24 protein-coding genes and 1 other RNA gene are annotated in these 26,810 nt (G+C 33.5%); 17 read left to right on the forward strand and 8 right to left on the reverse strand.

Annotated features, from left to right (window positions below; translation table 11 throughout):
* Positions 1–37: 37 nt before the first annotated feature.
* Entirely contained in the window at positions 38–1,783 is a 1,746-nt protein-coding gene (locus CA2559_RS00205; protein ID WP_041241047.1) for a TonB-dependent receptor, read from the forward strand.
* Positions 1,784–1,913: 130 nt separating this feature from the next.
* Here the strand turns inward: CA2559_RS00205 and typA are convergent, their stop codons facing one another.
* Complete coding sequence (gene typA / locus CA2559_RS00210) at positions 1,914–3,710, reverse strand: translational GTPase TypA (RefSeq protein ID WP_013185808.1); 1,797 nt, start codon at positions 3,708–3,710, stop codon at positions 1,914–1,916.
* 117 nt (positions 3,711–3,827) lie between these two features.
* Here typA and kdsA point away from each other — a divergent pair, with 117 nt between their 5' ends.
* Positions 3,828–4,646, forward strand: coding sequence for a 3-deoxy-8-phosphooctulonate synthase (kdsA, locus tag CA2559_RS00215; RefSeq protein WP_013185809.1), 819 nt, complete (start codon positions 3,828–3,830; stop codon positions 4,644–4,646).
* Here the strand turns inward: kdsA and CA2559_RS00220 are convergent.
* The 4 genes from CA2559_RS00220 to CA2559_RS00235 form a co-directional block, all read right to left on the reverse strand.
* The gene (locus CA2559_RS00220) at positions 4,643–4,996 is read right to left on the reverse strand and encodes a DUF1801 domain-containing protein (protein WP_013185810.1); all 354 of its coding nucleotides are present in this window, start codon (positions 4,994–4,996) and stop codon (positions 4,643–4,645) included. The genes kdsA and CA2559_RS00220 overlap by 4 nt on opposite strands.
* 5 nt (positions 4,997–5,001) lie before the next feature.
* The gene (locus CA2559_RS00225; RefSeq protein WP_083798845.1) at positions 5,002–7,014 is read right to left on the reverse strand and encodes an FG-GAP-like repeat-containing protein; all 2,013 of its coding nucleotides are present in this window, start codon (positions 7,012–7,014) and stop codon (positions 5,002–5,004) included.
* Positions 7,015–7,045: 31 nt separating this feature from the next.
* Positions 7,046–8,197 carry a hypothetical protein gene (locus CA2559_RS00230; protein ID WP_013185812.1) on the reverse strand — a complete coding sequence of 384 codons (1,152 nt, stop codon included), beginning with the start codon at positions 8,195–8,197 and terminating at the stop codon, positions 7,046–7,048.
* Between the two features lie 88 nt (positions 8,198–8,285).
* Positions 8,286–9,491, reverse strand: a complete 1,206-nt coding sequence (locus CA2559_RS00235) for an NAD(P)-dependent oxidoreductase (RefSeq protein WP_041241048.1) — start codon at positions 9,489–9,491, stop codon at positions 8,286–8,288.
* A 292-nt stretch (positions 9,492–9,783) separates the two neighbouring features.
* Here CA2559_RS00235 and ssrA point away from each other — a divergent pair.
* Positions 9,784–10,184: a transfer-messenger RNA gene (gene ssrA / locus CA2559_RS13635) on the forward strand.
* Between the two features lie 185 nt (positions 10,185–10,369).
* On the opposite strand, the gene CA2559_RS13965 is transcribed toward ssrA, so the two are convergent.
* From CA2559_RS13965 to CA2559_RS00245, 3 genes are read right to left on the reverse strand one after another with little or no spacing between them, the layout of a single operon-like run.
* Positions 10,370–10,501: a hypothetical protein gene (locus tag CA2559_RS13965; protein WP_013185814.1), complete on the reverse strand. Its 132-nt coding sequence runs from the start codon at positions 10,499–10,501 to the stop codon at positions 10,370–10,372.
* A gap of 4 nt (positions 10,502–10,505) precedes the next feature.
* Positions 10,506–10,757 (reverse strand): SemiSWEET family sugar transporter, encoded by a 252-nt coding sequence (locus CA2559_RS00240; RefSeq protein WP_013185815.1) that lies wholly within the window; start codon positions 10,755–10,757, stop codon positions 10,506–10,508.
* Between the two features lie 8 nt (positions 10,758–10,765).
* The gene (locus CA2559_RS00245) at positions 10,766–11,218 is read right to left on the reverse strand and encodes a ferritin-like domain-containing protein (protein ID WP_013185816.1); all 453 of its coding nucleotides are present in this window, start codon (positions 11,216–11,218) and stop codon (positions 10,766–10,768) included.
* A gap of 210 nt (positions 11,219–11,428) precedes the next feature.
* Between CA2559_RS00245 and CA2559_RS00250 the strand changes: the two genes are divergently transcribed.
* The 14 genes from CA2559_RS00250 (at position 11,429) to CA2559_RS00325 (ending at position 26,781) form a co-directional block, all read left to right on the forward strand.
* Positions 11,429–12,556 carry a tyrosine-type recombinase/integrase gene (locus CA2559_RS00250; RefSeq protein ID WP_041240836.1) on the forward strand — a complete coding sequence of 376 codons (1,128 nt, stop codon included), beginning with the start codon at positions 11,429–11,431 and terminating at the stop codon, positions 12,554–12,556.
* A gap of 393 nt (positions 12,557–12,949) precedes the next feature.
* The gene (locus CA2559_RS00260; RefSeq protein ID WP_013185819.1) at positions 12,950–13,309 is read left to right on the forward strand and encodes a hypothetical protein; all 360 of its coding nucleotides are present in this window, start codon (positions 12,950–12,952) and stop codon (positions 13,307–13,309) included.
* Between the two features lie 377 nt (positions 13,310–13,686).
* Positions 13,687–15,894 (forward strand): DNA cytosine methyltransferase, encoded by a 2,208-nt coding sequence (locus CA2559_RS00265; RefSeq protein WP_013185820.1) that lies wholly within the window; start codon positions 13,687–13,689, stop codon positions 15,892–15,894.
* The gene (locus tag CA2559_RS00270; protein ID WP_013185821.1) at positions 15,891–17,072 is read left to right on the forward strand and encodes an MvaI/BcnI restriction endonuclease family protein; all 1,182 of its coding nucleotides are present in this window, start codon (positions 15,891–15,893) and stop codon (positions 17,070–17,072) included. The genes CA2559_RS00265 and CA2559_RS00270 overlap by 4 nt, the downstream gene beginning before the upstream one ends.
* 364 nt (positions 17,073–17,436) lie before the next feature.
* The gene (locus CA2559_RS00275; RefSeq protein ID WP_013185822.1) at positions 17,437–18,000 is read left to right on the forward strand and encodes an AraC family transcriptional regulator; all 564 of its coding nucleotides are present in this window, start codon (positions 17,437–17,439) and stop codon (positions 17,998–18,000) included.
* 89 nt (positions 18,001–18,089) lie between these two features.
* A complete protein-coding gene (locus CA2559_RS00280) occupies positions 18,090–20,315 on the forward strand; it encodes a heavy metal translocating P-type ATPase (RefSeq protein WP_013185823.1) in 2,226 nt (741 codons plus the stop codon).
* A 96-nt stretch (positions 20,316–20,411) separates the two neighbouring features.
* On the forward strand, positions 20,412–20,630 hold the full coding sequence (locus tag CA2559_RS00285) for a heavy-metal-associated domain-containing protein (protein ID WP_013185824.1): 219 nt from the start codon (positions 20,412–20,414) through the stop codon (positions 20,628–20,630).
* Between the two features lie 181 nt (positions 20,631–20,811).
* On the forward strand, positions 20,812–21,549 hold the full coding sequence (locus tag CA2559_RS00290) for a C-type lectin-like domain-containing protein (RefSeq protein ID WP_013185825.1): 738 nt from the start codon (positions 20,812–20,814) through the stop codon (positions 21,547–21,549).
* Positions 21,550–21,703: 154 nt separating this feature from the next.
* Positions 21,704–22,135, forward strand: a complete 432-nt coding sequence (locus CA2559_RS00295) for a carboxypeptidase-like regulatory domain-containing protein (RefSeq protein WP_013185827.1) — start codon at positions 21,704–21,706, stop codon at positions 22,133–22,135.
* Between the two features lie 147 nt (positions 22,136–22,282).
* A complete protein-coding gene (locus CA2559_RS00300; RefSeq protein ID WP_013185828.1) occupies positions 22,283–23,302 on the forward strand; it encodes an AlbA family DNA-binding domain-containing protein in 1,020 nt (339 codons plus the stop codon).
* Positions 23,303–23,524: 222 nt separating this feature from the next.
* The gene (locus tag CA2559_RS00305; RefSeq protein ID WP_083798846.1) at positions 23,525–24,472 is read left to right on the forward strand and encodes a retropepsin-like aspartic protease family protein; all 948 of its coding nucleotides are present in this window, start codon (positions 23,525–23,527) and stop codon (positions 24,470–24,472) included.
* Between the two features lie 432 nt (positions 24,473–24,904).
* Complete coding sequence (locus CA2559_RS00315; RefSeq protein ID WP_013185831.1) at positions 24,905–25,360, forward strand: DUF5063 domain-containing protein; 456 nt, start codon at positions 24,905–24,907, stop codon at positions 25,358–25,360.
* On the forward strand, positions 25,353–25,676 hold the full coding sequence (locus CA2559_RS00320; protein WP_013185832.1) for a hypothetical protein: 324 nt from the start codon (positions 25,353–25,355) through the stop codon (positions 25,674–25,676). The genes CA2559_RS00315 and CA2559_RS00320 overlap by 8 nt, the downstream gene beginning before the upstream one ends.
* Positions 25,677–25,848: 172 nt before the next feature.
* On the forward strand, positions 25,849–26,781 hold the full coding sequence (locus CA2559_RS00325; protein WP_013185833.1) for a hypothetical protein: 933 nt from the start codon (positions 25,849–25,851) through the stop codon (positions 26,779–26,781).
* Positions 26,782–26,810 lie beyond the last annotated feature (29 nt).

The raw sequence follows: 26,810 nt of genomic DNA on the forward strand, positions 1-26,810 counted from the left end.
AATTAACCTACACCTAACAAAAAATCTAAGTCTGGATATGTCCAAATTAAATATAAAATACCTAATCTTAACCATAGCTATATTGGCAAGTTCTGGCCTTATAGCTCAAGAAGATGACAAAGAAACTATTGGTTCTGAAACTGTAGTTGTTGTAAAGCCCTACACACCATCTGTTAGTGATGCGTTTAAAGTAAAGCAAACGCCACAGCTTTTAGACTCTATTACTTTGCAAAAGAAAAGTATTACTTATAAAATCTTTTCTATACCAGTAGCTTCTACATTTACACCTACAAAAGGAACTGCAGCTAGAGTAGAGAAAGCAAGACCAATTCAGGCTTTTGACAGTTATGCAACTTTAGGTGTAGGAAACTACACATCTGCTTTTGCAGAATTTTACACCAATTTTGAGATTAATCGCGGCGAGAACTTCGGTATTAATTTTAAACATAACTCGGCTCAAGGAGGCATAGATGATGTTTTGTTAGATGATAATTATTACGACACTAATCTTGGTTTAGATTACTCTTTTAGAGATAGAGATTTAAGCTATACAATTGGTTTAGATGCGTTGCATAAGCAATATAACTGGTACGGTTTTTCTAATAACATTATAGTCACTAATGACAACCTTAATCGTACAGATGTTGTCCAAAATTACTTTGGAGCAGGTTTAAGAGCAAACTTAAGTTTAAATGACAGCTTCTTAGATCAAACAAGATTTGGCTTGTCTGTATTTGGAGATAGTTATGGCTCTTCTGAAATTAATGCCACTTTAAAACCAGAAATGGAATTTGAGATTGCAGGCGAAAAGATTCAAACTAACGTAAGTGTAGATTACTTAAATACTAGTTTTGACCAAAATTACGAAGGCACTACAGACCTAGCCTCTAGCTACCTTAACCTTGGTTTAAGCCCAAGCATCTTAATATTAAGGGATGACTTAGAATTAAATTTAGGAGCTTCTGTATTTTATAGCCTAGATTCAGAAAGTAGTGAATCTAACATATTTGTATATCCTAATATAAATGCAAGCTACAGACTAGCTGGCGAGTATTTTATTGCTTATGCTGGCTTAAATGGAGAGCTTAAACAAAACAGCTATAAAGCATTTGTAGATAACAATCCATTTGTATCTCCTACTCTTGCAATTACGCCTACAGACCAACAATATGTTGGATCCTTAGGAGCAAAAGGTAAATTAAGTGATGTTATTAGTTATAATATTAAAGGAAGTTACGCTAATGTAGAAGCACAGCCTTTATTTAAATCTAACACTAATACCTTTCCTTTAGGAGGTTTGTTAGAAGACTATGAATATGGTAACAGCTTTGGTGTTGTGTATGACAATATTAAAACAGTCTCCTTTTTTGGAGAACTAAACTTTGATATTACAAAGGTGCTACGATTAGGGCTTAATGCTGAATATTTTAGCTACAATACCGACACCCAAGAAGAAGCTTGGAACTTGCCAGAACTTAAAGCATCTTTATTAGCAGACTATAAAATAACTGATAAATTTACTGCAGGCGCTAATCTTTTCTTTGTTGGAGAACGCCAAGCTCAAGCATCAGATTTTGATATGAGTGGTAACCTTACCACAGAGAACATTACATTAGATTCTTATATTGATGCTAATGTGCAATTAAACTATCTTATAAATGATCAATTATCATTCTTTGTGAAAGGAAACAATCTTTTTGCTGATAGTTACGAGAAGTGGTTAAATTTTCCTGTTTACGGTATACAAGGAATGGCTGGTGCCACCTACAAGTTTGATTGGTAATCAATCAATATAACATACATTAAAAATCTAGTTCTTCACAGAACTAGATTTTTTTTAGTAATAACACATAGGCATAAAAAAACGCTTCAGAAAAATCTGAAGCGTTTTGTGTATTTAGGCATTACTTAGATTATACAATCTTGTAACGTTTTCTATCAACTTCTTTTAAGTAGATTTTACGTAATCTTAAGTGGTTTGGCGTTACTTCAACATACTCATCTTTCTGAATATATTCTAAAGCCTCTTCTAAAGAAAACTTAATTGCTGGTGTAATCTTCGCTTTATCATCTGCTCCAGAAGAACGTACGTTAGACAGTTTCTTAGTCTTAGTTACGTTAACAACCATATCATCACCACGAGAGTTTTCGCCAATTACTTGACCTTCGTAAATATCCTCACCTGGATCTACAAAGAAACGACCTCTATCCTGTAACTTATCGATAGAATAAGGAATAGCAGAACCATTTTCCATAGATACTAAAGAACCGTTTTGACGTTGTGGAATATCACCTTTAAGTGGTGCATATTCCTTAAAACGGTGTGCCATAATTGCCTCACCAGCTGTTGCAGTAAGTAATTGGTTACGTAATCCTATAATACCTCTAGAAGGAATAATAAACTCACAAACCATACGGTCGCCTTTAGCTTCCATACTTGTCATCTCTCCTTTACGAAGCGATACAAACTCCACTGCTCTACCAGAAACTTCTTCTGGAAGATCAATAGTTAATTCTTCAAAAGGCTCACATTTAACACCATCAATTTCCTTAATGATTACTTGTGGCTGCCCAATTTGTAATTCATAACCTTCACGACGCATTGTTTCAATTAATACAGATAAGTGAAGTACACCACGACCAAATACCATAAACTTGTCTGCACTGTCTGTTTCTTCAACACGTAGTGCTAAGTTTTTCTCAAGTTCTTTAGTTAAACGGTCTTTTACGTGGCGAGATGTTACAAACTTTCCGTCTTTACCAAAGAAAGGCGAATCGTTAATTGTAAATAACATACTCATTGTTGGCTCATCTATAGCAATAGTTTTTAACCCTTCTGGATTTTCAAAATCTGCTACAGTATCTCCAATATCAAAGCTTTCTAATCCTACGATTGCGCAGATATCTCCAGCTTTTACTTCTTCTACTTTTTTACGGCCAAGGCCTTCAAAAGTATGTAGTTCTTTAATTCTAGCTTTTTGTATGCTACCATCTCTTTTTACAAGAGAGATTTGCATATTTTCTTTAAGATGTCCTCTTTGTAAACGACCTATTGCTATACGACCTGTGTAAGAAGAGAAATCTAAAGATGTAATTAACATCTGTGTTGTTCCTTCTTCAATTTTTGGCGCGGGAATATGATCATAAACCATTTCTAATAATGGCTCGATATTCTCTGTTGGTTTTTGGTAATCATCACTCATCCAACCTTGTTTGGCAGAACCGTAAACAGTTGGGAAGTCTAATTGCCACTCTTCTGCACCAAGCTCAAACATTAAGTCGAATACTTTTTCGTGCACCAAGTCTGGAGTACAGTTTTCTTTATCTACCTTATTTATAACTACACAAGGCTTAAGGCCTAAGTCTATAGCTTTTTGTAGTACAAAACGAGTTTGAGGCATTGGGCCTTCAAAAGCATCTACTAACAATAAAACGCCATCTGCCATGTTAAGTACACGCTCTACTTCTCCACCAAAATCGGCGTGACCAGGTGTATCAATAATATTAATCTTAATGTCTTTGTAGTTTACAGAAACGTTTTTAGATGTAATTGTAATACCACGTTCGCGTTCAAGATCGTTGTTGTCCAATATAAGATCACCAGTGTTTTCATTTTCTCTGAATAACTGACAGTGATACATAATTTTATCAACCAAGGTTGTTTTACCGTGGTCAACGTGAGCAATAATTGCTATATTTTTGATTTCCATAGGTCTTGCCTTATTTTAAGCGTGCAAATGTACTACTATTTTTTCAGTGTTTAATACTAAAATTCAGAATTAAAAAAGAGCCTGAATATACGTACCTTTGCAGCAAACAAAGAACCTATGAAACTTGATTTAATTCCAAGACTAAAGCATACAGATTCTAACAACTTCTTTTTACTTGCTGGACCGTGCGCTATTGAGAGTGAAGATATGGCTTTGCGCATTGCAGAACGCGTGGTAGAGATTACCAATACATTGAAAATTCCTTATATTTTTAAAGGAAGTTTTAAAAAGGCAAACAGAAGTCGCATAGATAGTTTTACTGGTATTGGTGATGAGAAAGCACTTAAAATCTTAAAAAAAGTTTCTGACACTTTTGACGTTCCTACGGTTACAGATATTCACGAAAATAGCGATGCTGCTCTAGCTGCAGAGTATGTAGATATTTTACAAATCCCTGCTTTTTTAGTAAGACAAACCGACCTTGTTGTGGCTGCTGCCAAAACTGGCAAGGTTGTAAACCTTAAGAAAGGACAATTTATGTCTCCAGAAAGTATGCAACATGCTGTTAAGAAAGTAACAGATAGTGGTAATAACCAAGTTATGGTTACAGATAGAGGTACTATGTTTGGCTACCAAGATATGGTGGTAGACTTTAGAGGCATACCTACAATGAAACAATACGCTCCGACTGTTTTAGATGTTACGCATTCTTTACAGCAACCAAACCAAACTAGTGGTGTTACTGGCGGAAGACCAGATATGATTAATACTATTGCAAGAGCTGGTATTGCTGCTGGTGTAGATGGATTATTTATTGAAACTCATTTTGATCCTGCTAATGCTAAAAGTGATGGAGCCAATATGCTAGATTTACAATACTTAGAAAGCCTACTTACTAACCTTACTAAATTAAGGCAAGTGGTTAATACATTTTAGCGTTGTTTTAAATTCTGAAATGCTTCTGTAAGAATTGCCTTTACAATAGCATGATCTATATCTTCTAAAGTGTGAAATCTTAAAGATCTAAGCATTTTTCTGTTTTCTCCATCAACAAGATATTGTGAATGTTGTTTTATATGAATACCATAAGGAATGCCTAAATCGATATAAGTTTTTCTGAAATTTAGAAAGCAGAACATTTGTTTGTAGGCACCATAAAATGGCAAACTCCATTTGTAGGACTCTTCTACATCTTCTGAAATTGATAAAATTATAAACCTCAACTCTAGCAAAATAGATTGCCAAGGTTGAGGTTTTTTTAATATGTAATCTTCAGCTGGATTCAATAGTTTTAATCTTTAACAAATTTTAAAGTCTGACTTTGGTTGTTAATAGTAATTGTTGCAAAGTAAATTCCATTAGATAGCTGAGAAACATCTACCCTATTTGAATTAAGCCTAACATTATTTACTTGTTTTCCTTGAACATCAACAATTTGTAGGGACGTATTCTTTGTATCATTTTGTAAACCTTCTACATACAAATATTGGTGTGTAGGATTTGGGTATAAATTTAACTGCAGTGCGCTATTGTCTTTAATTGATAATGTTTGACCTTCTTGAACAAACAAGGTTTCATTTATTGTCGGGTTTAAAATAGTATCTACAATACCAGATGGCCAATAAATAGTTACACTTTCTATTTCTGTATCTGTACCTATTCCAAAATGTGCATTAAGAGAGCTCATATACCTAAAACCATCTCCACTACGTATATCTCGCATTTGAGATCCCATTGCGCTTTGTATTTCAATTCTTGCTCCTATACCATTCCAGTTACTTTGCACACCTTCTGTCGTAATTTTTAGCCAGTTGTTATCATTACCATCATTCATATAAATATTACCAGAGAGTATATCCAAAAATCCATCATTATTAAGGTCTCCAATAGGACCAGCTCCAAAGTTTACTATCTGTTGAGTAAAGGTCATATCTCCGTTATTAAAAAAGAAATTTCCAGAACCTGAGTAAATGTCTAAATACCCATTGTTGTCAAAGTCATGAGTTACATACTCTATATCTGTATCTTCAAAATTCTCTAAACCTGTACCTGTAATAACATCTGTAAAAGTAGACTCGTCGTTACGCATAAATTTATGACCTCCATTAGTAAATGAACTGGCGCCAATAAACGCATCCATATCACCATCATTATCAAAATCTCCCCAAGCAGAAGACCAAGTTTGCACTGGGTCTGCCAAATTCATAGCCGTACTTACTTCTGTAAAATTACCACTACCATCATTCTCATGTAATTGATTAATGTTGGCACCAGAGTTACCACCACGACATTTTGCTATAAACAAATCCATATCGCGATCATTATCGTAATCTATCCAAATGGAGCCGTAGTTGCCGCCATTTACAGTATCTCCTAATCCACCTTGATTAAAGGTTAGGTTCCCATTACCATCATTTATATAATACACATTAGGTTCAACATCATGACATACAAAGGCATCTAAATGACCGTCATTATTAATATCTACAAAATTAGAGCGTTGTGAAAACACATATTCTGATCCTGAAATTTGTGAGAAACCAGTACCAGTATCATTTGCTATCATAAATGTGACACCACTTGCACCTCCATATAATAAATCGTTGTAGCCATTACCATCTATATCTCCAGCAGACAAGCTCCACGACGGAGAATTTTCTGCAGATGTAGTTTCGATGTTTGCTGTTGTGAAGTCACCTGAAGTTTGCTGATATCTGATATTAACATTGGTAGTGCTAATTGAAACGATGTCATCTAAATAATCGCCATTCATATCGACCAATGCTCTTTGAGTTCCATCTGTTTCAGAACCAGTAGAGGTAAATGTGATGATTGTCTCTGGTTCTGCAATAACTGCACCTTCAATAATTTGAAAATCAAACCCTGAAGAATTCCATTTATTATCAAAAGCAATATAATACGTTGTACCTGCTTCAACATTAAATTGTGCTATAGATAAAAATCCAGTTCCTGCATCATCATCTCCAGAGCGACACACTAAATCTCCACAAGTTCCAGTATATACATGAAACCTTGTATCTGCCTGAGGATCTTGATTTTGGTTTTGGGATAGGTCTGTGGTAATTGTAAGCCCTAAATTTTCTTGTGCGGTATATGTATACCATTCGCCTGCAGTTGCACCACCACCATTAGCTGCACAAATTGGCGATGGCACTTCTGTTCCATCTATTGCATCAACTGTATATATACCTTCGGTTATTGCTATTGCACTCGCGCAATCGTCTTGGGAAAACCCCAAGCTTGAGATGAGGCAACATAAGAAGCTTAAAGTAATTTTTCTCATAAGTTAAGTATTTAAGTTTAGTTTAGTTTCCTTAGTTGCAGGATGGCTCTAGGCTGTTTATCCATTCCTGTATTAACGCGGCACCTTCTTCGTGATTTACAGTTCTGCCTAAAAGTGGCATTCGTACAGCTTCATCTGTACTGCTTATTCTTTCATACAGTACCGATCTTGCTGCATTTCCCGATGCAATTATATGTGTAAACTGGTCTCCAATATTTTCATCAGGTGTTACACAAATTCCTAAATTTTCGGCTATTGCAGTTTCATTATACGCAAAGCGCATTGGCCTATAATCACAATGGCTACCTTCTGCATGGCAGTGCGCACAATTAATATCTATATATGCTCTTACGCGCTCTGTAATATCTGCAGATGTATCATCCCACTTTACTACAGTTTGTATAGTTGAAGGGTAACTATCTAAATATCCTTGAAATTGAAATTTCTCCAATTGGTTCATTTCACCATCGGTATAGGCAAATATCTTATTAATGTTTTGAGGCTTAAGACCAATAGGAATTGGTTGGTCATTTTTTTTATGACACGTAAAGCATTCGCCTTCAGAAGGTATGCGATAGTTTATTGTTTGAGTTTCATTACCATCGTTAACCCAAGTTATATCTGTAAAACTGCCATCCATATCTAGTACGGCATTGGTTTGATCTTCATTCCAAATGTATTCTGCAAACTCCCAAGTATTGTTGAGTTTATACATAACACGAGTCTCAATAATTTTTGTAGTGTTTGATGGCTGTACGTTTATGTAATAAAAATTCTTAATAAGCACTGTGCCATTTGGAAAGTCTAGAAGAGACGCATCTGAAGTATATGAAGCTGAAACGCCAGATGGCATCCAGATAAATCGTTTTTTCTTAGCATAATCTGAAAACAGTGGTGACTGTAAGTCGTAAGGCAGAACATCGTCCTGAGGAATTAAATTTGAAATGTCTCCTTGAAAGAAATTATAGTCAGATAGATTTTGATAAGGAACTTCTGCTGGATTAAAAACCACCAATGTCTCATTCTCTCCACCAGTATTACCATCATCTACTGGATCATCATCTGTAGGATTTACAGTAGTAGGTGGTTCTTCATAACCATCATCTTCTGAACAAGCAGTTATTACTAGTATAACACATAGAAAAATACATCTTAAAATAGCAAAGGGTAATTGTCTTAACATATAAATACTGTCTTTTACCGATAAAAATAGGTAAAAAAGTATAATGTTAAGTTAAATGCAATTTTTTAACGCGTTGAATGTCTTAATATTAATTACCGTTCACAAAATCTTGCAGATATTTAAATCTATCTGTTAGCGTGCCTTTACTAGTTGTCATTCGCGCTCTTTGCAAAACTCCATCCTTATCACCGTTAAAAAATGCTGGAATAACATGTTTTAAAAACATTTCACCAAAACCTTCACTGGCATCCTTAGGAAGTTCACAAGGTAAATTATCTACAGCCATTACTGTTATTGCATCTTTTTCATTAAAAGGAACCTCTTGTTCTGTTTCTGGATTATAGCCATAAAAAGGATCTGCAATAGTAGATGCCCTAAGTGTTGATGCTACAGGACCATCTACATCACAAGAAATATCTGACACTAAATCTATATTAAATTCTGGGTGTTTAGCGTCTTTTCTAGTAAAGAGAAAAGGTGCATCGTTACCATAAAAGTGACCAGCAATAAACATATTGCTCACTTTCGCAAAACGCATAAAGTTAGATTTATAAGGCGTAGGATCATTATAAAACTCATAACGGTTACCTTCTTTTCCATCTATACGCGTATTATAGTCTAACACATCGATCATTGTGTATACAGGCTCGTCATAATTAGTAGTTAAGTAATCTTTTACATTAACCTGCTTAATTTTGAGATGATCTAAAATCTCTTTAGCTCCTAAAGCCACTTTACCTGTTCCAGAAAGTACTATTTTAATATTAGGAAGAGTAATCTTATCCAGTTCGGTTTTCATAGCATTAAGATCTGTAAGACCTTCTGCTTTTGGCAAACTAAACAGTGTATCTCTTAAGCCTAAAGCTCTAAAGCCATTATAAGCTCCAACCAAACCAGCATAGCGACCAAAACCTATAAGTCTTCCTCCATTTTCCTTTACAATTGTTTCATGATCATAAAGCTCTATTTTTTTATCTAAAATAGCACGTAACAATGCTCTGTTATATGGTTGTTCCTTAATGGTATGACTGAAGAAAAAATACTTTTTGTTTGGTATAAGAGCACTTACAGGCACTTCCTTAACTCCAAGAAAGACATTAGCCTCTGAAACATTTTCAGTAACTGTGAAACCTTCATCTACGTATGCTTGATCTTTAAATATCCTTATATTAGAGGCCTCTACTATAAAATTAGCATCATTAAATGCTTTAGATGCATCTTTTAATTTAGATGGTGAAAATACCACACGACGGTCTGGCGGATTTTTACGTTCTTTTATTAAAGCGAAGGTTATGTTACTCATAGAATACTGTAGTTTTGTCGGTCTTAAAAAATAACAAGGTATTGGCATACCTTTTGCATTTTTGAAGGTGCAAAGGTATTATAATTATTCTACCTTTGCTTTAGATTTATTTTAAGGCTTTGTAATGTATGAGTCTTAGCGTTAGGGATTGAAGCTGTTACCGTGTAACACTGAAAGCCCGACCCGATTTAGGGTAACGCCCACATCTTTATTATACCAAACTAACTGTATATTGTTTGATGTGAAATATGTTCTTTGAAAGCAAAATTTTCAATACAAACTTGGGGTCGACTGGTTTTGACAGCAGGTCTAATTGAATAGTAAGCATGTCGAGCGCTGGGACACAGCTCGTAAATCTCATGATTCACACTTTTTTAAACGGCGAGAATAACTACGCCTTGGCTGCATAATCCGAATTACAGTAGGATTAACTTAATCACGTGTTAGACACGTGACCAAGATGTCTCGAGAAGGCCTTGGTTTACGGCGTTCTCACTAGAGGCACCGAAAAAGTAAACATAGTTTTGGCAGGGTCTTGATGCCAAAGTGAACTTTAATTGAGAATAAGGTAGCAGTTGGTGGTCTTAAGCCGGCTGGTGCACGAAAATTAAATTAAGACTACACATGTAGAAAGCTGTTGAATTGCTTGTTTGGACGGGAGTTCGAATCTCCCCGACTCCACCAAAAACCCTCGAAACTCTAAGTTTTTCGAGGGTTTTTAATTTTATGTGATATTATAGGTGACAAGTTTTATATAACTATCTTTTTTTTTAAAATAGTGTTTATAATCTCTGAAAGCATTTAATTTTTAGCAATAAAAAAATCCTCAGAACATTAATTCTGAGGATTTTTTTTATTTAATGTAGTAACTACTCTTCTTCGTTAGATATTTTAAGACCATCACTAGTTGAGTTGTCTTCTTCACTATGCATATTTTTACTATCTCTAGGAGTGCTATGTCCTTTTTCATTTTTTACATTTCTGTCATTTCCATTACTCATAATATTATTTTTTTAGTTTATAGGTTAATAAAAGCATATAGCCATTTAATAGAAAAGCTAATGCGTTAGTTATTATTATTGGAATATCATCTTTGAGGATTCCATAAACAGTCCAGAGTCCGACTCCTGACATAATTATCATTAACATGCCTCTTGAGACATCATCAACCTGTTTTGACTTATATGCTTTAACAATTTGAGGTACTATACCACACATTGTTAAAATACCTGCGACGATGCCTAAAGCTGCTTCCATTAATATATTTAATGTACGTCCTCTAATCTAGAAACACTCTCTAAAGTGTTTTTAATATCTTGAACTTGTTGTGTAATTGTACTTCTTAAATTATCAGGAATCTCTTTGTTGTTATTTAAAAACTCTTCGTAGTCTTCGATACTTGCTTTATCGCCACGAAGACATTCTTCTAACAACGCCTCATCATTATCTTGTGAGAGTGCAGTTTTCACGTTAATCCAAGTTCTATGCAAAGACCCTACAGCACTTCCAGAAGCATTATCGTTATGGTCTGGGTTGTAAATTTTTAATTGGTTTAATAATTTACCTGCAAACTCTTTACGCTCAGCAGCCTGTTGGATAAAAAATGACCTTAATTGACTGTCATTAGCTTTATCTGCAACTTGTTTATAGCCTTTATATGAATCATTATTATTTTCAATTATTTCTTGTATTGAATTGGAAATTTCTTTCTTATCCATATCTATAATTTTATAGTTAATAATTATTCAACTCAAATATAAAAAGCATATGTATGTTTACTAATATTTTAATATATATTAGGATTTTTCTCTAAATCCATTGTTAAAATAAAAGTTAATACCATAACTTTTATTTAAATTTTTATAATAGCTGTAACCTTTGTAAGTTTACCTAGTTGCCCCTATTTTTTATTTATTTAATTATAGCCATTGGCATCATCTCTTCTTATATATAGTATTAAGCATCGTAGCAAAGAATGTTATGCTTTTCGGTTTTCTTATAATACTGTACTTAATAATGCGATTAAGAATCATCGCCTCATATTTTACAGTACTACATTTAAAACTTATTACGCCTTTAAGGATAGTATAACCTTAAAAGATCTTCTATCATTTTTAAACACTATAGTTAATATTAAAATCACACTGAGCGAGGATATTAATAAAGAGCTTGAATTAGAGACAACTTCGTATAAACTTAAAGATCTTCCGAAGCTTTCTTCGTCTCATACAAAGACACTACAAAACTTTAGCAGATGGATGTCAGAAAAACGACTTGCACAGAATACAATTGACATTTATACTGAAGTTACTAGAATATTTTTAAGGTATCTTTCATTGAAACAAGCTGATGAGATCACTAATATTTGGGTACAGCGGTTTAATTATGATTACATTATAGGAAATGGATTTGGTGTTGCTTATCAAAACCAATGTATTAATGGCATTAAAAAATTTGTTTCATTTTTAGGGAAACCTTTAGTTCTGGACACTTTGGTTAGGCCTAAAAAGCCACAAAAATTACCTGTTGTTTTAAGTAAGGAAGAAATCTCTCAATTGTTTAACGTTATAAACAATTTAAAGCATAAGGCTTTACTTGCATTATTATATTCTGCAGGATTACGTATTGGAGAAGCATTGCAACTTACACCAGAAGCAATAGACAGTAAACGGATGCTTATACGCATTGAACAAGCAAAAGGAAATAAGGACAGGTACACACTATTATCTGAGAGTTTTCTTACACTACTTAGAATGTATTACAAAAAATATAAACCTAAAACATATTTATTTGAAGGGCAGAATGGCGGCGCCTATACGTCATCAAGTGCACAAAAGGTCTTAAAACGAGCATTAAGAGATGCAGGAATTACAAGGATAGGTGTTACTTTACATACCCTTAGGCATAGTTTTGCTACACATTTATTAGAGTCTGGCACAGATTTAAGGTACATACAAGAATTGTTAGGGCATAATAGTCCTAAAACCACAATGATCTATACTCACGTAAGTAGTAAAAGTTTACAAAACATTAGAAATCCGTTTGATGAACTTTAGATTTATATATATTTACTTGCAGATAAGCGGAACTCATTATATCGAAAACTTCCGCTTATCCGACCTAAATCAAAAGCTATGCGGAACTAAGTTCCGCATATAAACTAGTTGTAAACAATTTGAGAAATAAACTTTCGAAAATAATATCAAAAGAAGATAATGGACCAACTTTGGTTGGAAAAATATTGATGATAGTTGGAGTGATAATTTCAACCATTCTTTATGGAATATTTTTTGGGTGGATATTTTTCTTAATTGGAATAATATTTATTTGGTTTAGCGAATTGTCCAAAACAGAAAAATGGCTGTGGACATTAGTACCAAGCTTAATTTGGATACCAATGATGATACTATTTTCAATTTTGTTACCTATGATTTATTATTCAATCGTCAATGCTTAAAAAAATATTCTTTTTCATTTTAATTTTGGTTTCGATTATTTCAGTAGGATATTTTCTAACAAAAGATAAAGACGCATTAGAGTTTAGCTCTGAAAAATGGAAAAATTGGACGGAAAGTGAAACGGAATTATCTACGCGGTGGAATATGATAGAAAGCTTGCGTGAAAATCATAAGTTGAATGGCAAGACAAAACAAGAATTAATTATCTTGTTGGGCGAGCCACAAATCAAAACTGATAAGGAGTTTTATTATCATTTAGGAATGTCTGGTTTTGGAATTAATACTGGAACCTTGTACTTTGAATTTGATAACCAAAACAAAGTTATAAAATTTGACATTTGGGACGGATAAAACTGTTTACAACATCGTATAAAAACAATAGAGCAATTGTAGCAAAACCGAATGGTTCGGGCACATTTGAGAAGTCGCCAAATTTTTAAATTTGGCTTATTGACAAAGAAAAATAATAAGAAAAATTTAAAAATTCGGCTTGTGTTCAACCGAATGGATAGCGTGCAAATCTGCCCTACTGTTCTTATACACAACCGTTACCTGCAAGCGAAAGCCAGCCGCACAGTCAAGCACATTTTATTTTGCTCGTGCCTCACAAAATAAAAAGAGCTTGCCTTTTTCCAACGAACAATCCGAACAAAAAGTAGAATTAAATTAGGAATTATAAAAAATGTCCGTAAATTTGTCCGTGTACGCAAAAACGTCCGTGAATAATTATGGCAACAATTAATTTTTATTTAGACAAGCCTGACAAAAAAGGGTTTGCACCAATACATCTGCGAATAAACTGTAACGGAAATCAAGTTAAGGTTTCGACAGGTCAAAAAATAGAACCTAAAAAATTTGACAAATCCAAACAAAAAGCGATTGGTTTAACTACAGAATCTCACGAAATAAACCATTACTTGGATTTTTTAAGAGAAAGAGCTGACGAACTTCTTCACCATTCCAACAAAAAAACTTTTATCCAAGACGAAGTTAAAAGCCTTTTAAATGAACACATAGAAAACTACAAAGAAAACAGTAATGTAAACATTGTAAAAGAACAAGTTTCGCTTTACGGAAAACCGTTCACTTTTGTTGATTTATTTGCTGGAGCTGGTGGCTTTAGCGAGGGTTTTTTACAAGCTGAACATAACAATAAATTTTTCGATTTTGTTGTTGCCAACGATATCAACGAAAATTGCGAATTAACTCACGTTGTTCGTTACAATCACCAATTAGGTTTAGACGCTGAATTTCTTAAACAAGATATTACAGAACCTGACTTTTTAGACAATTTACTGGAAAAAATAAATGGACGAAAAATAGATGTTGTTTGTGGTGGACCACCTTGTCAAAGTTTCAGTCTTGCAGGTAAAAGAAAAAAATTCGACAAAAAAGATGATTTATTCTCTCATTATCTAGAAGTAATAAAGGTTTTACAACCAAAATACTTTGTTATGGAAAATGTAAAAGGCATTTTGACAAAAGAAAAAGGAAAAATAAAAGAACTAATCATCAAGGAGATAAACTCTATTGTCGACACAAAAGAAATTCCATTACTTATCTCATTCATTAAAAAAATACGAAAAGAATCTAATTCGTTTCTTTTTGATAGTATCATAAAACGAGTAGAACTAGAAAAACTACTTGAAAAAGATAAAGAAAGTGGAAAAGCTGATTTTATCAATTTTGTAGAAAATAGATTTAGAAAACTAACCCCAAAAATTGCAGATTACAAAACCAGTAAAACGGACGAAAATATAAACACTATTCGCCACGGTTTTAATCTTTTAGCGAGAGCAAAAGAATGGGAAAAACTAAAACGTGATATTATAAAGGAAAAAGATTTTTGCAATATTGATAGCGACAATTTCGCAAATGCTTTCACAGATTTCCTCACAGAAATCAGTTCAGAAAATGTTATTTCGAAAATCGAAAATGCTTTCAAAATTTTAAAGGTTCCAAATACTTATAAAAAAGATTGTGATGACATTATTACTGCTTTAAAAATCTACACAACTTCTTTTGATGAATCTATTGAGATATTGAAATCGCATTGCAATAAATCACAGACAAAGGAATTGGAAACTATTCTTGAAAGCATTAGACTTTACAAAATAGAAAAACCTTTTGTTGCTAACGCTTCAAATTATGGTGTTCCGCAAAATAGAGAAAGAGTGCTTTTCATTGGTTGTCGTAAAGACCAAAAATTTATTTCCGAAATACCCGCAACCGTTTCTGAAGAAGAAAAGGTTACCATATTCGAAGCATTGTACGATTTAGATTTTATCGGGAACAACCAAGAAGCTCACCGATACGAATTAGTTGATATTTCTTCTCAATACAATGGAACTGCAAAGAAAATGGCTAAACTATTAAAAAAAAGAAAAATTGATGGAAAGCCAATTTCTAAAGGTGGAAAATCTTTTGCAGAATGGTCAAGAAAAGGTAGGTTAATTGAGCGTTTTAAACCACAAACAAAACCTTTCTATGTAAGAAATACTGAAGCTCTTGAAAATGGAGAAAAGTATTTCGATATACTCAACAATCATAAAACAAGTAATCAAAATGAAACTGTTATTGAAAGACTTGGAGTTATCTTAAAAAATGGAGATTACAAAAAAGCACAGCCAGAATTAGAAAAATTAGGTCTTTCGACAAACAAACGAAACTATAATGTATTAAAACCAGACGAACAAAGTTCTACGATAATGACCATTGCAGATGATTATATTCATTATAATTCGCCAAGGTCATTAACCGTAAGAGAAATGGCACGTTTACAATCCTTTGACGACTCTTTTGTATTTCAAGGGAAACGCTCAACAGGTGGAAATAATAGAAAAACAGAAGTACCACAATACACTTTAGTCGGAAATGCTGTTCCGCCTTTATTAGCTAGAGCAGTAGCAAGTGAAATATTAAAAAATATCAAGTGAGAAAACTTACAGACGAAGAACAAGAAAAAATAAAATTACTGACCAAAAACCAAGTTTCTCTTACCTTAATTGAACCGACCGAAACCGGGCTTAAAAAATCCATTATGGATGCGACTGGTTCTGTTCGTAGTTATTTGAAAAGTGAGAACATTCACGATTATGAATTGCAGAATCAAGGTACAGAAAGCAAAGTAATGATTCCAACAATCATTCATACTGGTTTTAAGATTATAAAATCAAAAGCATCATTATATCGTCCTTCAACTAAAAAAGGAGACCCAAGAATTTGGTTTTATGGATTAACAAAAGTGGCTGAACCAAATGATATTATTGGTATCACTTTCTACAACGATAATTTTCAAGTTTTTAATTTGACAAAATTGGATATCAAGGAATTAATATATTCTTCAATTCTAAATCCATTTCAAGAGTTAATCAATGCAATCAGTACGACAGAGAATGAAGTTGCTTTTGAACTTTTAGCAATGTTGAGAAAAATTGCAAATGCAGGTCCAATTCCTTCAATGGTTGATGCGGATACTTCTGTAGGCAGGACACTTGAGACTGCGCTCGGAATTGATATTAACTCATCCAAACAACCAGACTATAAAGGAATTGAACTTAAATCATTTAGAAACAGCAGAACAAATCGTAAAAATCTTTTCGCACAAGTTCCTGATTGGAAATTAAGTAAGTTTAAAAGTTCAGCAGAAATTCTTGACAATTTTGGATATGAACGTGATGATGCTTTTAAACTTTATTGCACGGTTTCAGCAATTACGAGAAACTCGCAAGGTTTGAATTTAAGAATTGATAACGACATCAAACAACTGATTGAAAACTCTGATAAACCAGAGGTTGGCGATTTTGTAGTTTGGACGTTAGACAAACTTCATAATCGCCTAAAGTCAAAACATAAAGAAACCTTTTGGGTAGAAGCGGAAAGTACCAGAATAAATGACCGAGAGCATTTTCAATATAAGTTGGTAGAACATACTAAAAAGCCAATCACTTCTCAATTTGATTTGTTAATTGAACAAGGCATTATAACACTTGACCATTTAATAAAGCGAAACTCGAAAGGAAAAGTTGTCGAAAAAGGTCCGCTTTTTAAAATAAAACCAAAAGGGATTGAATTGCTATTTCCACCAAGTGAAAGTTATGATTTAATGGTATAGTGGAATTGCCAACGCTGAAAGCCATACACATTTCCAGTCGCACCAGCCACGCTACACCAAAACTGTAAAAGAGTATGTCTTTGCCAACGCTAGCAAGTTTGCGGAAAAACGCCAGCCAGGTAACAATGTATATAAAACATAGCTATTAAAGGCTTTCCGAGAGGTTTTTGCTTTCTTGTTAAGTCCGCCAAATTTTTATTTTTGTATATTTAAAAAAAGTAAAAATTAAACATAAAAAATAAAAATTCGGCTCGTGTATAATCCGAAACGTTAGTGTCTTTTTACACGCTACGTTTCATATACTAGACCGTTCTCTGCAAGCTAAAAAAACATTGGTGAAAAAATTGAAGTATTCGAAAAAAATATGACGACACTCTTTATAAAAAATATGGTTTGCAACCGTTGTGTTATGGCGGTGAGAAATGAATTGAATAATTCAGGAATTGAGCCAATTGATGTACAATTGGGAGAAGTAACACTTGAAAAAGACCTCACAGCACAAGAAAAAGAAAAATTTAGTAAAGCGTTGGTGTCATTAGGCTTTGAAATGATTGATGACAAAAAAAGTCGCCTGATTGAGCAAATTAAAACAATAATCATTGACTTGGTACATCATCAGGATAATGGAACGAAAACCAATCTTTCAGATGTGTTAAGCAGTAAACTCTTTCACGATTACAACTACCTATCCAACCTGTTCTCTGAAGTAGAAGGTACTACCATTGAAAAATATTTTATTGCTCAAAAGATAGAAAAGGTAAAGGAGCTATTAGTTTATGATGAATTGTCTTTGAGTGAAATTGCATTTCGCCTCAATTATTCGAGTGTTGCCTATCTCAGCAATCAGTTCAAAAAAGTAACAGGGCTCTCGCCCAGCCATTTTAAAAACATACGTGAAGATAGAAGAAAGCCTTTGGACGAAGTGTAAGTAAATCTTACAAATCATTTCCAAAATTCCACAATAAAAAACCTATCCATTGTTGCCAACTTTGTATTGTAATTTAAAACAGTCGAAATATGGCAACAACAAATCAAAATACAGTTACGCAGACTTTCCCTGTTTTGGGAATGACCTGTGCTTCTTGTGCGAGTAGTGCAGAAAGTATCGTAACACATCAAGAGGGAGTGGTGAGTGCTTCTGTAAATTATGCTACAGGAAATCTTATCGTTGAATTTCTATCCAACGTAACCAATGCCGAAAAGATACGAAAAGCGGTCCAAGGTGTAGGATATGATTTATTAATTGAAGACGAATCCAAACAGCAGGAAAGCCTTGAGGTCATCCACGAAAAGAAGTTTAAACAACTCAAAAATAAAACCTTATGGGCGGTCATTCTTTCTTTGCCAGTAGTTATAATAGGTATGTTCTTTATGGATATGCCTTACGGTAATGAAATTATGTGGGCATTTTCAACACCTGTTGTATTGTGGTTGGGAAGAGATTTTTTTATAAATGCGTGGAAACAAGCCAAACACCGCAAAGCCAATATGGATACCTTAGTAGCATTGAGTACAGGCATTGCATATATTTTTAGTGTGTTCAATATGTTGTTTGCAGGTTTTTGGCATCAAAGAGGATTACACGCTCACGTTTATTTTGAAGCCGCAGCCGTCATTATCGCCTTTATATTGTTGGGAAAATTATTGGAAGAAAAAGCCAAAGGCAATACATCTTCTGCCATTAAAAAACTGATGGGCTTACAACCAAAAACGGTTATTGTCATTCAAGCAGACAACACAGAAAAACAGACAGCTATTGAAAATGTAAAAGTTGATGATGTCATTTTAGTAAAACCCGGTGAAAAAATTGCTGTGGATGGAATGGTCATTTCGGGCAGTTCGTATGTGGACGAAAGTATGTTGAGCGGAGAGCCTGTTCCCATATTAAAAAAGGAAAACGAAAAAGTATTTGCAGGAACGATAAACCAAAAAGGTGGTTTCCAATTTAAAGCTGTAAAAGTCGGTAAGGAAACAATGCTTGCCCAAATCATCAAAATGGTGCAAGATGCACAAGGGAGCAAAGCACCAGTTCAAAAATTGGTGGATAAAGTAGCAGGAATTTTTGTGCCTGTGGTAATGGGCATTGCATTACTTTCCTTCATTGTTTGGATGATTTTTGGAGGGGATAATGCCATAGTTCAAGGATTATTAGCAGCCGTTACAGTCTTGGTAATTGCTTGTCCGTGTGCTTTGGGATTGGCTACACCAACAGCCATAATGGTAGGCGTTGGCAAAGGTGCGGAGCAAGGTACTTTAATTAAAGATGCTGAAAGTTTGGAGTTAGCCAAAAAGGTTAATGCCATCATTTTAGACAAAACAGGAACAATTACAGAAGGTCGTCCACAAGTTACAGGCATTCAATGGTTGAATAATGATGACAGCAAAAAATACATTTTATTCAGTATAGAAAAACAATCCGAACATCCATTGGCGGAAGCCGTAGTGAAATATTTAGATAAAGTGAACTCAACTTCTCTTACTAATTTCGACAGCATCACAGGAAAAGGTGCAAAAGCCGACCAGAATAACGAAACCTATTTTGTAGGAAACAAAAAGTTATTGTTTGAAAACAACATCAGTATTCCCGAAGAATTGCAACAGCAAGCAAATGAATGGAGTAAGTTATCCAAAACCGTTATTTGGTTTTCCGACAGTAAACAAGCCCTTTCGGTAATTGCTATTTCCGATAAAATAAAAAAAACATCTGCACAGGCGATTAAAGAAATGCAGGATATGGGCATTGATTTGTATATGCTCACAGGCGATAACGAAGCCACAGCAAGAGCCATTGCCGAGCAAACAGGCATTAAACATTACAAAGCCGAAGTATTGCCACAGCACAAAGCCGATTTTGTAAAAGAACTGCAAGAGGAAGGCAAAACAGTAGCAATGGTTGGTGACGGCATTAATGACAGTACAGCTTTGGCAACTGCAGATGTAAGTATCGCTATGGGCAAAGGTTCAGACATTGCAATGGACGTAGCTAAAATGACCATCATTTCATCCGACTTAACCAAAATACCACAAGCCGTCAAACTATCCAAGCAAACGGTGGCAACTATTAAACAAAACTTGTTTTGGGCATTTATTTATAACCTGATTGGTATTCCGATTGCAGCAGGAATTTTATACCCAATTAATGGTTTTTTACTCAATCCAATGATTGCAGGAGCAGCTATGGCAATGAGTAGCGTAAGTGTTGTAAGTAATAGTTTGCGATTGAAATGGAAAAAAGTAATATAGTAAATCTTACAAATCATTTCCAAAATTGTACAACAATAAAGAATGGAATAGTAACAAAATTTGCATTATTAAATAACAAATAAAATTTTTAAAACAATGGAAAATAAAGAACTGAAATTCAAAACAAACCTCAATTGTGGAGGTTGCGTATCCAAAGTACAATCAGACTTTGACAATGCCGCAGGGGTTTGTCATTGGGATGTTGATACGGACAACAGCGACAAAATCCTTACCGTGAGTTCCAAAGGAATATCCGAAGATGAAGTGATAAAAATTGTTCAAAGCAAGGGCTTCAAGGCAGAAGTTATCAGTTAAGAGAACCCGATAAAATATTAAAAAAGCCAGCAGAGAACATTGTGTATAAGCAATAGCGGTTTGAGTGTAAACTTGAACCGTTTTTTCTTTTTATTAGAGTATATTGTAGCCTGAAAAGTAGTCATATAAAATCCGCTACTGCTCATACACGAGACCGTTGTAAAACATTTAAGAAAAATCTATGAACAGAATTTTAAGCCTCATAATTTGTGCCTTTTTAATAACATCTTGCGGAAAAAAACGAGAAGGAGAAGAAAAAACAGGAATATTATCACATTTAGTTAGCATTTCAGACAATGAAAACAATGGAATTCAGGAAATTTTAGACTTCTATGGTGGACGTGCAGAATATTCTATTGGTGCTTCTGCTTCAACAAGTGATGGAACAAAAAAGTACTTCGAAATAGAAATGAGTCAAAGCGATGCAATTGACAAACGATTAGACAAAGCTTATCTTCCTTCTTCAAATATTGCTTATAGATTCTATAAAAACCTAAAAGCGGAAAAGAAAAATTATGATGAAATTAAAGTTGTTTTGATTTCTAAAGAAAATAAAAAACAAGAATTTGACTTTCCCATTTCTCTTCTTGAAAAAGCCGAAAAAAGAATCAAAGTAGCTGAAAAAACTGTAAATCTTTTAAAAGAAAAACAGTTTGATGAATTAAAAAATATGCTTAATAACGAACTTGTTCCTTTTGACAAAGACGAACTGATTTCTCGCTTAAAAGAAGTTGAACCCCAATTTGGAAATATACTTGAATTTAGACTTTTTGGGTTTAAAATAACGGAAATAAAAGACAAGGAATTAATGCATATTTCTGCTGCTATTATTAGAGATAAACAGAATAATGAATTTAGCGTTGACATAGATTTTAATTCGGAGAAATACGAACTTTATCAATTGCAATATAAATTATAACTGAATTAAAAAACGTTTTACAACACCGTATATAATTTATTGCTAGTTCTAGCCTACTTACGAAAATCCTCGCGGATTTTCTATTAGGTTTTTATTTGCTAAATTACGTGCTAAACCACGCAACAAACCATATACAATACCGTTGGCAACAACTATGAAAAAAATACTGCTCATAATATTAATTGGAATTTCTAATTTGACTTTTGCTCAAACTGGAACTAACTTGAACGGAAAAATAGTAGACGAAAAACTGAATTGTCTATTCGGAGTAAAAATCACGAATCTGAATAGCGGAACGGAATCTATATCTGACCAAAATGGACGTTATGAAATAAACGTAACGGAAAATGATACTCTCGAATTTCAAATGATTGGACTGACAACGGACAAAATAAAAATTGAAAAACCGATACAAACTCTGAATTTGATAATGATTGATAAAGATGTGAATTGTTTAGGTGCTATTTGGACCGACAAACAATACCGCAAAGCATATCGTGAAATTGAAAAACAACTAAAAAAACTATATAAAACAGCGGAAAAACAAAACGTGTGGAAAAATAGCAGTTGCCAACACCGTATATAATTTATTGCTAGAGTTCTCGCTTACTTACGAAAATCCTCGCGGATTTTCTATTCCGTTTGTTTCTGCTAAATTAGGTGATTAAAACCCGCAACAAACCATATACATAATCCGTTGTAAACAATTATCACAAACCATTGAACATAGTAAATGATTTCAAATGAGGAAATAACTTTAATACTTGAAAAACCTGAATCATCGACACTTGATTTCAAACAAGAATTGTATGATTTCTCGAACGACAAAGATTTAAAAAACACGGCGAAATTTGTGAAAGATGTGATAAGTTTTACAAATACAATAAGAAGTGAAAAAGGATTTATATTTTTTGGAGTTAAAGAAAAAGAAGATAAATCACTTGATGTTATTGGATTATCAAATTCTTTAGACGAGTCAATTCTTCAAGAAAAAGTTAAAGATAAAGTCTTCCCAAGACCTTTTTTCGAGTACTATGAAGTTAATTATAATTTAAAAAAAATTGGAATTCTGGAGTTTCCTATCAATAAATACGAATTGCCGATTACGCCTGTTGTGAAAATGAAAGGACTTGAAGTTGGCAAGGTCTATTATCGTAATGGCACTTCAAATACCGAAGCCAATGGAATCGATGTTATAAGGATTAACGATTGGTTTAAATCTCTTCCTGGACATTTAGATTTATCTTTAACGGACAAAATTTCTGGAATTTTAAAAAGACTTACTTTAAATGAGGAAAAACTTTCCGTTATATTAACTGATTTATTGAGTATATCTAAAATACATTCTCTCAAGCAACTTGAATTATTTTGTTCTGCACAAATCCGAGGCATAAAACACGATGAAACGGAAAACCACAAGTACAGAATTCAAAAAGTCATTATTTCGCCAAATAGTTTTGAGACAAATCCATATTCTTTTATCGATATAACAGCAAGTATGATTAAAAAAGAGATAGAAAAAGAAGATGGGTTTTATGAATATCGTATGTTATTCAATCAGTCAATTGTAAGATTGGAAGATTTACTTTCCCAATTCATAAACAACAAAAGTTATGCAACAGTCAAAATGAGCAGTAAACATCTATTTGGCAAAAAGGATTATGACTTAAATGTATTTATATTTGAGGATAATATTCGTGGAGTTTACAGTAATATTAGACAGAAAACAATTGACGAACTGATGAGGATATAACTGTTTACAACAATGTATATAAAAAATAGCGCGAGCATTTGCAAACACAAAGGTTCGGGCACTTTTTAGAGGTCGCCAAATTTTTAAATTTGGCTATTTGGAAAAAGAAAGATAAATAGAAAAATTTAAAAATTCGGCTCGAGTTCAACCGAATGGATAGCGCACTTTTTCAGCGCTACTTTTCATATACTGGACCGTTGCCAGTAATTAAAACCACATCTAATGAAAATAAGAACATTCTTCATATTTATCTTTTTGACCAGCTATACTTTTGCTCAAAAATTATCAATTAATGAAACTTTAGATTACATCGAAGAAATTGAGAATAAATACACAAACAGGATTGGTTATGTAAGCGGAGATAAAGGGATTACTGTTCGAAATGACTACACTTTTGACAAAGACAGCGGAATTCTCTCAATGACTGCTTATTGGGTTCATAATGGAGAGACTATTGAAAAAATCGAGTCAGTGCACATAAGCGACTTGAGTAGCGAAGTAGAATATTCAGACAAATGGATGAAATTAAAATGTATTAACGAAAATTGTTTTGAGGTAACGAGATTTAAATATAACAACAGAACAAGTACATATACAAAAGATTATAGAATTGGCTATTCGGACGAAATTAGTCTATACGTTGTTCAGGAATATAATGCTAAAAAAGCACTTACAGCTTTCGATTACTTATTCTCGTTATTTAATGACTTAAAAATAGAAAGAGATAAAGATGACCCTTTTGCGCAAATTGCAAAAGCCAAAGAGGTAAGTTTTAAAAATTCAAATAGTGGAACAATCCAATTAAAAGAACAGAATGGAACTTTTGAAATACCTGTTAAGATTGGTGGAATTTCAAAAGGGTTTGTTTTAGATTCGGGAGCATCTGACACAACTATTTCAAGTGAATTAGAGGCTCAATTAATTAGAAACGGTACAGTTACGAAAGAAAACTATTTAAGTAACGCACTATATAGAATTGCGGATGGCAGTATAATTTCTCAACGAAGATTTGTTCTTAAAAGCTTAAAGGTTGGAAATTTTACTGTTAAAGACATAATTATATCTGTTGGAGATGAAGACAGTCCTTTATTATTGGGTAAAAACTTTTTGGACAGATTTGAGAGTTGGGTAATAAATAACTCGAACAAAACTATTGAACTTAAAGCATAATGAATTGTAACAAAACAATAGAAACAAACATAAGTGAAGAAATATTTCTTCTGGAAATTGAAAAAGCTAAAAAATGTGTGGCCAAAGTCCTGAATATTGACTTAAATGATATTGAGGAAATAGCGAATGAAGATGTTTTAGTAAAATTAGACAAACGAGAAAAGAAACTCTGTAACAGACGGATATTCAATTTCCAATCTGGAAGTCTCGATTGTTATATGTCAAAAGATTTAGAATTTATTGAAATATTTCATCATCCGAATTAAAAAATAACTACTGGCAACAATGGCTATAAGTAATTGCTTGTTTTCGCTTACTTCTGAAAATCCTCGCGGATTTTTAGCTTGGTGTGTACTTGCAAAGTTTCGTGCTAAACCACGCAACTACTCATAGCCGAGACCGTTGTAACACATTTGACCAAAGCAAGAAACATTGAGTAAATTAAGAAAACTAATAGACGAAATCACGGAATTCGGAATCAATCCAAAAGTGGAATTGACCGACAAAACCGATGTTTTAAAAAATCTGTTGGTCGGAATTTACTCTGAATTTCTAAATGTGGAATTTGAATTTGACGAAACGGATTATGACGAAGAACCTGATTTTAATTACAACGAAATAAAGGAAAATGTTAAATCCAATTTTCCAAACTTCGATTGGTATAGTATGGTTTTAGATTCAAATAAAATGGAACCAAATATTGAAATAGGAATTGGGGACGAATTAGATGATTTAGCTGACATCATCAAAGATTTACTTGCTGTAAAATGGAGAATGGATAACACAAGCAAAAACGATGCACTTTGGCATTTTGAATTTTCAATGAGAACTCACTCTGAACAGCATTTAGTGGATTTATTAAAACGACTTAAAGATAGAAATGAATAAGAAGTTAAAATGGACTTTAAGAATGGCGTTGACAAGTTTTTCATTGTTAGTTTTTGCTCTGCTAATTAACTATTTTCGTGAACCATTGCTTGGAATCAAAGAAGGTTATGCACCTCATAATTTTAGTTTCAACTTTTTATTCTTTCTTCCAGCAATTCTAACATCACTTGGACTTGGAATTGCAGTAATAGGAAGAACAATAAAACATTGGAAAAATTGGAATAGCTTGAATAGAAAACTAATTTTTATCGGACTTTCAAGTCCAGTAATTTTATTATTTATTTTTCAAACAATTAGGATACTGACAATTGAATAAAAAACGTGTTACAACAATATATAACCGCAATTACGGCGGATTCGACTACGTCCGAATCCACTCGGAATTGCAAGCGTCAGTGCCAAACCGAAAATTAACGCATATTAACCCGTAACTGACGGTTATACGAAACCGTTGGCAACAAGCTGGAAAAAAACCAAAATATAGAAATATGTCTGCGATAGAATTTATAATGCAAGGAGGAATGGCTTCTACAGGTGGAGACTTATCTGAAGCGGAACAAAAAGAATCTAATGAATTAGTAAAAAAGTTCGGAAATAAAGTGAGGGAAATTGGCAGACAACTTATGGTTCCTGCAAATCAGCTTTCAATTTTTCGTATGAATTTTTTATTTGTTGGTAAGGACCAGCAAAACTATCACTTTGCATTTGTAGATAAACCCGGTGGAAATTCCATCACATATAGAGATTTAAGTAAATACGGAATTATTCCAACTCAATCTCTTATACACCAGTTGAAAATTGAGATAGGCGAAGTTCATTGGATTTTTACTATTCCAGTCTTAACTGCAAAAACAATTACGGACGAACAAATAGAAGAGTATTCAAAACAATATGTTGAATCTGTTTTACAGGCTTCAAAAAAAACAGAACAAAAAGTGTCAGACCAAGCAATATCAGTACCAGAATTAGGAAAATATATAGAAGCTTTTAGAGATGATTATCCAACTACTCAAAAAACAGCATTTATTGTAATGCAGTTTGGAAATACAAAAGTTCACGATTCATTAGTTAAGGTTATTAAAGAAACTTTAAAAAAGTACAACATTGTTGGTTTAAGAGCGGACGACAAAGAATATGCTGACGATTTATTCGCTAATATTCGGACGTATATGCATTGTAGTGATTTTGGAATTTCAATTTTTGAAAGAGTCACAGAAGACAACTTTAATCCAAATGTATCTTTAGAAGTTGGTTATATGATGGGACTTGGAAAACCTATTTGTCTATTAAAAGACAAAACCTTGACTAACCTTCACACCGATTTAGTTGGAAAATTATATAAACCATTTGACCCTCTTGACATTGAAGAAACATTACCAAATCAGTTGGAAAAATGGTTGAAAGACAAAGGAATAATATAAAGCCAGTTGCCAACAATGGCTATAAGTAA

Origin of the sequence: Croceibacter atlanticus HTCC2559 (assembly GCF_000196315.1) — a bacterium.
Classification (GTDB): domain Bacteria; phylum Bacteroidota; class Bacteroidia; order Flavobacteriales; family Flavobacteriaceae; genus Croceibacter; species Croceibacter atlanticus.